The organism is Alcaligenes aquatilis (assembly GCF_003076515.1).
In the GTDB taxonomy this organism is placed as follows: domain Bacteria; phylum Pseudomonadota; class Gammaproteobacteria; order Burkholderiales; family Burkholderiaceae_B; genus Alcaligenes; species Alcaligenes aquatilis.
This window is the reverse complement of record NZ_CP022390.1, coordinates 287,560-299,341: the sequence shown is the minus strand read 5'-3', so window position 1 is coordinate 299,341 and position 11,782 is coordinate 287,560. Positions and strand designations below refer to the sequence as shown.

Below are 11,782 nucleotides of genomic sequence, written 5' to 3'. Positions count from 1 at the left end.
CAAGGGCGATAGTTTGTGCCAGACCCCTCTAATATAGAGGTCGCCTTAACGATGCAGCAACACCCGAGAATAAAACCTGCACATACTATAAGTACGGAGACTTGCATGTCACAAGAGTACCTAGCCGATCCCGTCCTGCTGGAACAACACCAGGGACTGGCCCGCATCACCTTGAACCGGCCCGCCAAGTACAACGCGCTGTCTGAAGAAGTGTTGGACTCTTTACAACACATTCTGGACAAGCTGGCCCAGGACCCCAGCTTGCAATGCGTCATCATCCAGGCGGAAGGCAAGGCTTTTTGCGCCGGGCACGATCTGAAGCAGATGCGTTCCCAGCCCGAACACGATTACTACCGGGATCTGTTCAGCCGCTGCAGCCGCGTTATGCAAGCCGTGCTGGCCTTGCCGGTGCCGGTGATTGCCCGTGTGCAAGGACTGGCCACCGCTGCAGGCTGTCAACTGGTTGCAACCTGCGATATGGCTGTGGCCACCGAATCCACCCGCTTTGCGGTATCAGGCATTAATGTTGGCCTGTTCTGCTCTACACCCGCTGTTGCCCTGTCGCGCTGCGTGCCGCCCAAAGCCGCTATGGAAATGTTGATGACCGGCGAATTCATCAGCGCCCAACGTGCTCAAGAGTTGGGACTGATCAACTACGCGGTCGCTGAAGATCAACTGGATCAAACCGTACAGAAACTGGCCGACAGCATCATGGCCAAGAGTCCGGTTGCCGTCCGTGCAGGCAAGGCCATGTTCTACCGCCAGCGCAGCCTGGCTATTGAACAAGCCTACGACTACGCCGGCCAGGTCATGGCCGACAATATGATGAGCAATGATGCCTGCGAAGGTATAGACGCCTTTATCGAAAAACGCGCGCCGCAATGGAGCGGAACCTGAAACCTAGGGATAAGTAAGCTATATAGTGAGAGCACCGCATGACGCAGTGCTTTCACAGCACCCGCCGCTACGCCATCGTTACAACTGTACGCAACGCTATCGCCCGGGCCAGATAATCAGACAAATACTGTGCAACCTCGTCCATGGGAACCACGATCCCTTGCGAGTGCATATCCGTTGTTTGCAGCCCTTCATAGCCACAGGGATTGATGCCGCTAAACGGGCTTAGATCCATGTCTATATTCAAGGCCAGGCCATGGTAAGAGCGGCCATTGCGAATCTTGATACCCAGTGCGGAGATCTTGGCCAACTCCTGGCTTGCCATCCCTTGCGGCACGTAGACGCCCGGCGCCCCCGGTTTACAGCAAGCGCCCTTGACACCGAAATGCGTCAGACAGGCAATGACGGCCTCTTCGAGCAGGCGTACATATTCTTTGACGTACAGACCTACCCGGCGAAGATCAAACAGGCAATACACCATTAACTGACCAGGGCCGTGATAGGTAATCTGCCCACCCCGGTCGGTTTGCACCACGGGGATGCCGCCGGGGTTAAGCAGATGTTCCGGCTTGCCGGCTTGCCCCTGAGTGTAGACATGCGTGTGCTCAACAAGCCAGATTTCATCCGGAGTCTCTGGCCCGCGCTGCTCGGTGAAGTCGCGCATTGCCTGCCAGATAGGTTCATAGGCGCTAGGCCGCTCAAACCATTTGATACGAACTGAGTCGGACATGAACGCCTGATTCCTGCTTACATCACCACGCGCACAAGATGATGCGCATGCAGGGCACGATACAGATTGTCCAGTTGCTCGCGCGAAACGGCACGCACGGTAAAAGTCAGTCCAGTGTAATTGCCCGCCTTACTGGGCCGCACTTCAATAGTGGCGGCATCAAAGTCTGGGTCATGTTCCAAAACGATAGCCAGCAATTCGTCTTGCAGTGTTTCATGGCTCTGACCCATGACTTTGATAGGAAAGTCACTGGGGTATTCAATCAACGATTCTTCAGGGGAAATTGTCATGCTTGCTCCGCAGCCTTGATAGCCTTGTCATAGCCTTCACGTAATTTGGCAAAGACAGGGCCGGGTCGTCCGTCACCGACGGGCTGACCGTTAAATACAACGATGGGCAGCACCTCTTTGGTGGCTGACGTCATCAAAATTTCATCGGCAGTATCGACCTCCTCTCGGGAGATCTGACGTGCCTGGAAGGCGATCCCCGCCTGAGCGGCCAGCTCTTCCATCAAACTGTAGCGCACCCCTTCCAGGATCAAGTTATTGCGCATGGGTGCCAGCAAGGTGCCGTCACGCACAATCCAGATATTGCAGGAGGCCCCTTCGGTCAGGAAACCGTCTCTGAACTGAATGACTTCATCCACACCGGCTTCGACCGCTTGCTGCTTGGCCAGTACATTGCCCAGCAAGGAAACGGATTTTATATCGCAACGCAGCCAGCGTTCATCTTCAATGGCCACCGCCGTCAAACCCGTCTCGCGTTCTTGCTGCACGCGCTTGAACGGCGAGACCATGATGAAGATACTGGGCGTCACATTGCTGGGGAAGGCGTGGTCGCGCTTGGCAACACCACGGGTCACCTGGATGTAGACCATGCAGTCGGCCCCACGACCCGAACGGGCCAGCATGTCCATCACCAGCTTTTCCCACTCACGGCGGGTAAAAGGGTTATGAATGCCCACTTTGGCCAGACTGCGTTCCAAACGCCCCAGGTGCCCATCAATACGGAAAGGTTTTCCGTGATAGGCAGGTACGACATCATAAATGCCGTCGCCAAAGATGAAGCCACGATCCAGTACCGAGATCTTCGCTTCGCCCAAGCGCACGAAATCGCCGTTCAAATAAACAATGCTGTCAGGGTCAATGCCTGCAATCATAGGGGTCAGCCTCGCACCAAGGGATTACTCAAACATCAAGCGTACTTTGTCGGCCATACGACCGAAAAAGCCTGCCTCGGGCACATCCTGCAGCACCAGCAAAGGCTGCTCTGCCAGAACCTTGCCATCCAAGGACAAAGTCAGTGTACCGACCTTGTCACCCTTGCTCAACGGAGCCAGCAAAGGCTGGGTATAGTTAGCCACAGGCTTGATTTCCGACGACTTTCCACGGGGCACTGTCAACCACAAAGGCTGGGCGGTACCCAGGCCTACGTTCTCGACCTCACCTTCCCACACCCGAGCGGTGACAGCAGGATTGCTAGTGTCATACAGCTTGACCGTTTCAAAGTTCTGGAAGCTCCAGTTCAACAGCTTCAGACTATTTTCTGTACGGGCGGCATCGTTCGCCGTACCAACAACGACTGACACCACACGGCGGCCGTCGCGCAAGGCAGTCGACACCAGGCAGTAACCCGCCGATTGGGTATGGCCGGTTTTCAGGCCATCAACCGTGTTGTCCAGCCACAGCAGGCGGTTACGGTTGGGCTGCTTGATATTGTTATAGGTGTACTCTTTTTGGCTGTAGTAGTGCAGGTACTGGGGAAAACGGGCAACCAGTGCAGCAGACAACATGCCCAGATCACGTACCGAAGTCAGATGATCAGGGTCAGGCAAGCCGGTAGAGTTCTTGAAATGCGTAGCAGTCAAACCCAACTTGGCAGCCTCTTCGTTCATCAGGGCAGCAAAGGCCTCTTCGCTACCTGCAACGGCTTCGGCCAAGGCCACAGAGGCATCGTTACCCGATTGCACGATCACACCTTGCAGCAGATCGTTCACCGACACTTGCGAATTGACCTTTACAAACATGCGCGAGCCTTCGGTACGCCAGGCTTTCTCCGAAATCACAACAGTCTGATCCAGCTTTAAGCGACCGGACTCCAAAGCATCAAAGACCAGATAAGCGGTCATCAGCTTAGTCAGGGAAGCCGGTTCCACCTGTTCATTCAGCCCTTCAGCGGCAATGATCTGGCCGCTATTGACATCCATGGACAACCAGGCACGCGCCGTCAAGGCTGGTGCGGGTACCACGGACAAATCACCCGGCAAGGCAGGCGTCGGCGCCCCAAGCACTTGAGCCGATTCTGTCGGTGTGGGAGTTTGAGCCTGTGCCTGTACTGCCATAGGCAGTGCCAAGGCAAGTGCCACCACACAGCGGGAAAGGACCGGAGATGCAAATTTTTGAATTGAAGTCATGGAAAAAATCGATTGCTTTGACAGTGGCGGAAAGAGCCCATTATGGCAGAGCCATATAGGCCTGTGAGGGGCCAAGCCCCTGAGTCTGAGCAGGAAAACGCAACGATTTGAAAGCAAAATCCGACTTAGGTTCCAAGCCCAGCCAAATGTCGGCTGATCAATTCACGGAGCTGAATCAGCTTGCCATGAAAAAAGTGACCAGCCTCAGGCAACACGACCATGGGCAACTGATGCTCACGTGCAAAGTCCATGCCCTCGGACAAGGGAACAACGTCGTCGGTTTCGCCGTGCACCAACAAAGTATCGGCAGGAGGGCTGACATCGCGGAACCGGAAGCGATTGACCGCCGTGCCCGTCAAGATAAAAGCATGCGGCAATGGTGCCTGGGCGTCCTGCAGACCGGCATACACTTGGGCTGCAACCGCTGTGCCAAATGAAAAACCGGCCAACAGAGATGGGCCGGAACTCCACTGTGGAAAATGCGATGGGAATTGCTCTATCAAGGCCAGCATATCGGCGGTTTCGCCACGACTGCTGTCGAACTGCCCGGCGGACTTTCCGACACCGCGAAAATCGGGGCGTACGGCCAGCAAACCGTGTTGGGTGGCGCTACGTGACAGGGTTGTCACGACTTTGTTATTACGTGCTCCACCATGCAAAGGGTGTGGATGCAGCAACAGAGCCCAACCCCTGGGCTCGCCTGTCGGCCAGTCCACAGCACAGTCAATAACACCAGCCAAGCCGGAAAATTGGATTGTATCTACGCGTTCAGACATGCTCAGATCAAATATCACATAAGATTACGTTTAACTCGTCCAGTGTACCGGATTGTCATGAATACCTCTTCTGCATTCACCTTACCCAGCCCTCGCGATATGGTGGCAGAGCTGCGTACGCGCTTGCCACATTTCCCCCAGATCCACTGGGTGGATTCGACTGAATCGACAAACGCGGATTTGCTCGCTCTGGCTCGTCAAGAATCGGGACCACGTGTGCGACCTTGGTTATTAGGCGCGCACCTGCAAAGCCGTGGCCGTGGGCGTGCTGGGCGCACGTGGGAAAATAGTGTTGGCGCAAACCTGATGTTTTCCTGTGCCTTCGATATTTTTCTGCCTGCACGGCAATTGCCTACACTCTCACCGCTATCGGGTCTGGCAACGACAGAAGCCCTGCGCCTGTTTCTGGAGCCGGCGGTTCGTAATCGTCTAGCCATGAAATGGCCTAATGACGTGCTGTGGGATCAGGCCAAGCTATCCGGCATTTTGGTAGAGGCCACCCGCGCCAGCGCTGCGCCCAGCTCCAGTGATCATCATGTGGTCATTATTGGTATAGGCCTGAACCTGCGCGAAGCGGCAACCATCAGCCAAAACACGCAGCGCGCCATTGCGGACTGGACCAGCATTGTGGAACACTCCCAGCAAGCATCCCTGGCACGATGTTCGGACATTGTGGCCAAGGTTGCGCAAAGCCTGTACCTGAGCCTGAACCATGTCACAGCCCACGGCTTTGCTGATCTGCCGACACGCTACGCACAGGTAGATGCGCTGATTGGCCAACAAGTCCATATCATTGACAACGGCCAAGTCCTGCATACCGGTATCGTGACTGGCATCAACACGTCGGGGCAATTATTGTTGCGTCACCCCGATGGTACGGAACGGGCGGTCACCGTGGGCGAAGTTTCCGTTCGCGCCCAACGCTGATCGCTATACTGCACTCTTTTCAGCTCTGACGACCCGGCATGACCCTGCTTATCGACTCTGGTAATACCCGCATCAAATTGGGGTGGTGCCATCCCTTAACCGGCGCGCGCGAAAGCCAGCCGGTTAGCCTGCATGCGGACCAATTGGATCAATTGGCTGTTTGGCTGGAAGCAGGTCAGGCTCCCTTGCAAGAATTCGCCAATCAAAAGGGTGTGCAAGCGCTGGGGGTGAATGTGGCAGGCCCACAGGTACAAAAACAAATTGATGCGGCCGTCAGTCGTCTGGGTTTAGGCCCGGTACGCTGGTTACAGGCACAAGAGCAGATTTTTGGGCTGCACAATGATTATGAACAGGCCGGGCAACTGGGCGCCGACCGCTGGGCTTCTTTATTAGGGCTCAGCGATTTGCTGGCCCAGGAATATCCTGCCCAGCAAGGGGCCTTGCTGATCAGCTTCGGTACTGCCACGACGATTGATTTGCTGGGACCCGAACAAAATGGCGTGCGCCACTTTCTGGGTGGGTCCATTTTGCCCGGCCCCAGCTTGATGCTGGCTTCACTCAAACAAAATACGGCACAACTTCCTGAGGCCCACGGGCAGACGGCGGCTTTCCCCCGCAATACCCAAGCCGCCATCAGTACAGGAGTTGCTGCGGCACAGGCTGGAGCTGTGTTACGGCAATGGGAGAGAGGGCGTCAGCATCTGGGGCATAGCCCATTGGTGTTTCTGGCCGGCGGTGGCCGCGCTCTGGCGCAGCAAGAACTGTTAGAACAATTAAGTCACCATTGCCGCCTGCTCAATATAGAGGTACCCCAGCTGCACGAGCTGGAAACGCCTGCTTTGCGTGGCTTGGCGCTGTTTGCCGCCCATTTGTAAGCCAGAATGGGTTCCACAACGGGCTTTCAGCGTCAGACAAGCAGGGAGACCCTTAGATACGATTGGCATTAAAACGGATGAACTTAAACTCCCCTACCCGTACAATCTTGGGTTGAACTGTATTTTTCAGGGCATCTGCGATGCGACTGCTTTTCATACTGATCCTGGTGGCAAACGTCGCCCTTCTAGCTTTTGGACAAGGCTTTTTCGGCACACCTCCCAGTGAGCAAGGGCGTGAGCCTCGGCAGTTTTCGCAGCGAAACCAGGATGCCATTCAACTTGGAACTCCGGCTCATCCCGCGCCAGCTTCACCTTGATCCTCGATTGACGACACTATGAAACCCATACGCAAAGCTGTTTTCCCCGTCGCCGGTCTAGGCACACGTTTTCTGCCGGCCACCAAGGCCATGCCCAAGGAAATGTTGCCAATCGTCGACAAACCACTGATTCAGTACGCTGTCGAAGAAGCGGTTGCCGCCGGAGTCACCGAACTGATTTTTATTACTGGCCGCAACAAACGTGCCATTGAAGATCATTTTGACAGCATCCCGGAACTGGAACACGAGCTGGAAGGCAAGAACAAACTGGAGCTGTTGGATGCTGTTCAGAACATCGTCCCCAGCCATGTAAGCTGTATTTACACCCGCCAGCCACGCGCGCTGGGTTTGGGCCATGCTGTGTTGTGTGCCGCCCCCATCGTCGGCAACGAACCCTTCCTGGTTCTACTGGCAGACGATCTGATTGACGCTATCACACCGGTATGTCGGCAACTGGTTGAGGCGGCGCATCAATACAACGGCAGTATTGTGGCAACTCAAAATGTAAATAGAAATGAAACGAATAAATATGGAATCGTTTCGGGTAATGCCGTCGACTCCAAAGCCACTCGATTAAATGGAATTGTTGAAAAGCCAGCACCGGATGTTGCTCCTTCCACACAAGCCGTTGTGGGCCGTTATGTATTAGAAGCAGAAATATTTGACCACCTGCGACGCACTCAAGCAGGGGTAGGTGGAGAGATTCAATTAACGGATGGAATTGCCAGCCTTTTGAAAAGCCGTCCGGTATATGCATATGAATATGAAGGCACACGTTACGACTGTGGTAGCAAGTCCGGTTTCTTTCATGCTACGCTTGAATTTGGTCGGAAATACCACGGACTTTAACGAGGGGCGCAGAGGGGTCCGTTGCAATAACAAGCTTGGTTGTAATTGTTGATCAAACACTGCCTGAAAACCACGCAAAGGGCGATTTAGCTTGACTTACAGGCCAAATACCCCCTACGATTGGCGGTGCAGGATTTCAAGTTCGTCGAAGTTTGTTCAATACGGTATTGTTTCTAATACTCATTGCCCTGATTTTTACATCTTGACAATCTTTTTTGAGCAGATTGCTCGTCATTTTTAGGGAATGCAGGAAATGCAAACAGAAACCGGTATCGTGAAATGGTTCAATAACGAAAAAGGCTACGGCTTTATCTCCCCCGACAACGGTGGCAAAGATCTTTTCGTTCACCATTCCGACATCTTGGGCACAGGCTTTAAATCCTTGGAAGAAAACCAACGCGTTTCGTACGTGTCGGCTGAAGGCCAGAAGGGCCCACAAGCTAAGAGCATCCAGAAACTGTAAATCGATTTCGATCAGTTTTTAGATCTCAAAAAAAGCCCGCTTAATGCGGGCTTTTTTATTTGATTTGATTCAAATCAAGACAAGCTGTCTTCAAATTACCACAAACTCAAAAGCACATAAAACCTAATACTTATTAGCTAATAAACAGCTCGGTATTTAATCGCGAATTTGTGCCAATCCAGAAAGTACACGTTGCACTGCACCTTGATGCATCTGGACCCAATGCAAGCCCGAATCAGCCATCTTGTTATGACGTGCCGGATCGTCCACTAAATCCAATGCTTGTTGCAACGCCAAGGCTGGCGTACTGGCCCGTATCACAGCACCTGCCTGCATGGCATCTTGCATAGCCTGGGCAAAATGATGAGTATGCGGGCCCACAATCACAGGGACACCGACTGCGCAGGCTTCAATAAAATTCTGTCCGCCCAAGGGCTGGAAGCTACCCGCCACAATGGCCACGCGCGCCAAGCCGTAATACCAATGCATTTCACCTAGGGTATCGCCCAAAAGCACATCAACCTCTCGGCAGGCTTGAATCGCACTCGTACTGGTATCGCCCTGTTTCAACAGCTCACTACGTCGCACCGAACGCAAGCCTAGCTGGTTCAGATAGTCTGCCGCTTCCTCAAAGCGCTCGGGATGACGCGGAATAACGACAAACAAGACTGGGCGATGCAGTTCGCTGCCATGCTCGCGTTCGCGACGCAAATAGTGGGCAATAGCATCCATGAAATCAGCATGCTCGGTCTCACGCGTACTGGCAATCACCACCACACGCCGCCCCAGCTCGCTGGCAAAGCCACGACCACGAGCAATCTTGTCCTGCGGCAAGACCACATCAAACTTAAGATTCCCAGATACGCGCACTCCCTGAGCTCCCGCCAGCTCCAGTCGTTGGGCATCGGCCAGACTTTGTGCATAGATCAGTTTGAAGGAACGGTAGGCCCCACGCATGACCGAACCCGCCTTCAAACTGGTTCGCAGCGCACTTTCCGAAAACCGAGCACTGGCCAGCATCATGGGAACACCTTGTCGGCGCGCTGCAGCCAGCAGATTGGGCCACACTTCGCGTTCAATCAACACCCCGGCACATGGACGGTAATGCGCGAAAAAACGCCGTACCGAGCCGGGAAAGTCGTAAGGCAGCCATTGCTGCAACAACTGTCCACTTGCGATCTCGGCGGCAAATGCTTGTGCCCCTTCTGCGCGGCCCGTGACGGTCATATGGGTCAACAAGACCGTCTCGCCTTGATCCAACAAGGCACGAATCAAAGGCTGAGCGGCACGCGTCTCACCCAAACTGACTGCATGTACCCACACCGGCGCCTTCTGAGGCACAGGCAGGGAACCATAAAAACCAAAGCGAGGGCCCGATAACACCTGCCAGTCACCACCAGCACGACGGGCACGCACACCCATCCAGGCCATCAAGGCTGGAGCCAGGAGACGAATGGAGGCAGTATAGAAAAATCGGTTCACCCGCTAAGCCTCGATGTAAGACCGGCAGCCGCCAAGCCCGGTTCAGGCATCTGCGTCCGCCCCAATGCCTGATCGATCGCACAGAGCACTGTTTCTGCCGAAGGAGGATGCCCGCGCTCGCCCAGGCTGGCAGTATAGGCAGAACCTTCCAAAGGGGTACGTACTGGGGTCGAGGCCTTATAGATACCGATAGTGGGACGGCCCAGGCCGGCCGACAAATGGGTCAAACCGCTATCCAGACCCACCATGACCTGGGCTCCAGCCAATTGCAAAGCGATAGGCGTCAAATCCATTCGTGGCATGACCTGTGCCTGACTGCGACCAGCTATCAGGGCTTGGGCACGTTCAGACTCGGTAGGGCTGCCTGCCAACAAGCGCAGTGCCAAGCCTTCACCTTGCAGGCGGTCAAAGACCTGCTGCCAGTTCTCCGGCTCCCAGAGCTTATCGTCGCGACTGGCTGACGGCATGATAATGGCATAAGGATTTTCGTCCTTGGGCGCTTGTGCGGCCAAACCCTGCAAACCAAAATCGGGCGCACCTTCGAATTGATAGCCGAAGGCCGAAGCGGCCAAGCTGCGCTGACGGAAAACGGCAGGCTGCCAAAACCCGACGCGATGACGCACGTCATAGAACAACGAGGCCAGCGGCTCACGCGCAGACTTCCAGTCCAGACCATGACGGCGGCCTTTCGTTTGGCGCACCAGCCAAATGGATTTCATCAAGGCCTGCATATCGAGCACCACATCGTATTGGCGCGACTGCAACTGTTCTCGCAGGGCGGCACGTTCCTGGCGTGTCTGGGCAGACCACCATTGTTTGCGCCAACGCCGATGCGCCACCGGAATCACTTCATTTACTGCCGGATGCCAGCCCGGAATCTGAGCAAAGCTCTCTTCCACAAGCCAATCTATTTGTGCACCGGGCACATAGCGTGCAATGTCCGAGATCGCTGGCAGCATATGCACCAGATCTCCCAAAGAGGACGTACGCACAATCAGTATCTTGCAAGTCATGGGCGAATTATAGTGGTGGGCGCGTTCAATCAAACAAAGATACGGAAAAATATCCGTCAGCTCTAGTTCTGAGCGCCGATGGCGATCAGGCATAATAAGACTGCCTATTTTCTGGACCGGAAACATGATTGATCTCAAACAGATCGAAGCCTTTGTATGGGTTGCCGAGCTTGGCGGTTTCCGGGCAGCTGCCGAAAAACTCAACACGACCCAACCGTCTATTTCTCAGCGTATTGCCGGGCTGGAATCCAGCCTGGAGCTACGCTTGTTTGATCGGGGCGCCCGGGGCATCAAACTGACCGACAAAGGCCAGGAGCTGTTATCGCACGCACAGCGCATGCTGGATTTACGCACCGAGATGCTGCGCGCAGCCAAAGAACAAAATGCCATTCGCGGCCTGCTGCGCCTGGGAGTGGCTGAAACCATTGTCCAGACCTGGCTGCATGAGCTGATCGACAAACTGCATCAGGAGTACCCTTCCCTGGTCATTGAAATCCACGTCGACACCACTAGCGTGCTGCGCCAGCAACTGGCCAGTTTCCAGATTGATATGGCGATGATCGTAGGCGTGGGCCAGGACCCAAAAGAGCAGTGCATTCGACTTTGTGCTTATCACTTAGGCTGGGTCGCCAGCCCCGAATTGAAACTGCATGGCCGAAAAGTCAGTGTTTCAGAGCTAGGGGTTTACCCTGTAATCACCTATCCTTCTGGTAGTGTTCCCTACCTGGCCACACGTGAAGCGCTGCTGCGTGCCGGCGTCAAATCTCCCCGTATTTTTGGCAGCGCATCCCTGAGCACTATCGTGCAAATGACACGCCACGCCATGGGTCCAAGCGTACTTGCCCCCGACGTCATAAAAGACGAGCTTGCCGAGGGAAAACTGCGTCTTTTGAAGGTTGATCAGCCACTGCCAGCGATCGAATTCTTTGCCTGTTGGATGGACTCGCCAGACAGCCATATTGCCCGCGTCGTCGCTGACCATGCACAAGCAATCGCCCAACAATACGTGCAGTCCGATAAGTAATCTTTATAGCCTTGGA

At 54.7% G+C, this 11,782-nt stretch carries 13 protein-coding genes; 6 read left to right on the top strand and 7 right to left on the bottom strand.

The genetic code is table 11. From position 1 onward, the window contains the following. The first annotated feature begins 105 nt into the window (after nucleotides 1-105). Complete coding sequence (locus tag CA948_RS01340; protein WP_108727109.1) at nucleotides 106-897, top strand: enoyl-CoA hydratase; 792 nt, start codon at nucleotides 106-108, stop codon at nucleotides 895-897. Between the two features lie 67 nt (nucleotides 898-964). Here CA948_RS01340 and lipB read toward each other — a convergent pair whose 3' ends face one another. From lipB to CA948_RS01315, 5 genes are all read right to left on the bottom strand, one after another. Continuing rightward, complete coding sequence (lipB, locus tag CA948_RS01335) at nucleotides 965-1,627, bottom strand: lipoyl(octanoyl) transferase LipB (protein ID WP_108727108.1); 663 nt, start codon at nucleotides 1,625-1,627, stop codon at nucleotides 965-967. Nucleotides 1,628-1,644: 17 nt separating this feature from the next. Further along, a complete protein-coding gene (locus tag CA948_RS01330) occupies nucleotides 1,645-1,917 on the bottom strand; it encodes a DUF493 family protein (protein WP_094195334.1) in 273 nt (90 codons plus the stop codon). Then, a complete protein-coding gene (locus CA948_RS01325; protein WP_094195333.1) occupies nucleotides 1,914-2,786 on the bottom strand; it encodes a D-amino acid aminotransferase in 873 nt (290 codons plus the stop codon). Before CA948_RS01325 ends, CA948_RS01330 begins: the two co-directional genes overlap by 4 nt. Before the next feature lie 24 nt (nucleotides 2,787-2,810). Beyond that, nucleotides 2,811-4,040 carry a serine hydrolase gene (locus tag CA948_RS01320; RefSeq protein WP_203226730.1) on the bottom strand — a complete coding sequence of 410 codons (1,230 nt, stop codon included), beginning with the start codon at nucleotides 4,038-4,040 and terminating at the stop codon, nucleotides 2,811-2,813. A gap of 125 nt (nucleotides 4,041-4,165) precedes the next feature. Then, the gene (locus CA948_RS01315; RefSeq protein ID WP_162496889.1) at nucleotides 4,166-4,816 is read right to left on the bottom strand and encodes an alpha/beta hydrolase; all 651 of its coding nucleotides are present in this window, start codon (nucleotides 4,814-4,816) and stop codon (nucleotides 4,166-4,168) included. Nucleotides 4,817-4,873: 57 nt separating this feature from the next. Here CA948_RS01315 and CA948_RS01310 point away from each other — a divergent pair, with 57 nt between their 5' ends. From CA948_RS01310 to CA948_RS01295, 4 genes are all read left to right on the top strand, one after another. After that, entirely contained in the window at nucleotides 4,874-5,743 is an 870-nt protein-coding gene (locus CA948_RS01310; RefSeq protein ID WP_108727107.1) for a biotin--[acetyl-CoA-carboxylase] ligase, read from the top strand. Nucleotides 5,744-5,781: 38 nt separating this feature from the next. Further along, complete coding sequence (locus CA948_RS01305; protein WP_094195330.1) at nucleotides 5,782-6,618, top strand: type III pantothenate kinase; 837 nt, start codon at nucleotides 5,782-5,784, stop codon at nucleotides 6,616-6,618. A gap of 335 nt (nucleotides 6,619-6,953) precedes the next feature. Beyond that, nucleotides 6,954-7,784, top strand: a complete 831-nt coding sequence (gene galU / locus CA948_RS01300) for a UTP--glucose-1-phosphate uridylyltransferase GalU (protein ID WP_108727106.1) — start codon at nucleotides 6,954-6,956, stop codon at nucleotides 7,782-7,784. Nucleotides 7,785-8,037: 253 nt separating this feature from the next. After that, nucleotides 8,038-8,247: a cold-shock protein gene (locus CA948_RS01295; RefSeq protein WP_026483779.1), complete on the top strand. Its 210-nt coding sequence runs from the start codon at nucleotides 8,038-8,040 to the stop codon at nucleotides 8,245-8,247. A gap of 156 nt (nucleotides 8,248-8,403) precedes the next feature. On the opposite strand, the gene CA948_RS01290 is transcribed toward CA948_RS01295, so the two are convergent. Next, complete coding sequence (locus CA948_RS01290) at nucleotides 8,404-9,729, bottom strand: 3-deoxy-D-manno-octulosonic acid transferase (RefSeq protein WP_108727105.1); 1,326 nt, start codon at nucleotides 9,727-9,729, stop codon at nucleotides 8,404-8,406. Further along, nucleotides 9,726-10,742, bottom strand: a complete 1,017-nt coding sequence (gene waaC / locus CA948_RS01285; protein WP_094198233.1) for a lipopolysaccharide heptosyltransferase I — start codon at nucleotides 10,740-10,742, stop codon at nucleotides 9,726-9,728. The genes CA948_RS01290 and waaC overlap by 4 nt, the downstream gene beginning before the upstream one ends. A 124-nt stretch (nucleotides 10,743-10,866) precedes the next feature. Here waaC and CA948_RS01280 point away from each other — a divergent pair, with 124 nt between their 5' ends. Beyond that, on the top strand, nucleotides 10,867-11,766 hold the full coding sequence (locus CA948_RS01280; protein WP_094195327.1) for a LysR family transcriptional regulator: 900 nt from the start codon (nucleotides 10,867-10,869) through the stop codon (nucleotides 11,764-11,766). Nucleotides 11,767-11,782: the final 16 nt, after the last annotated feature.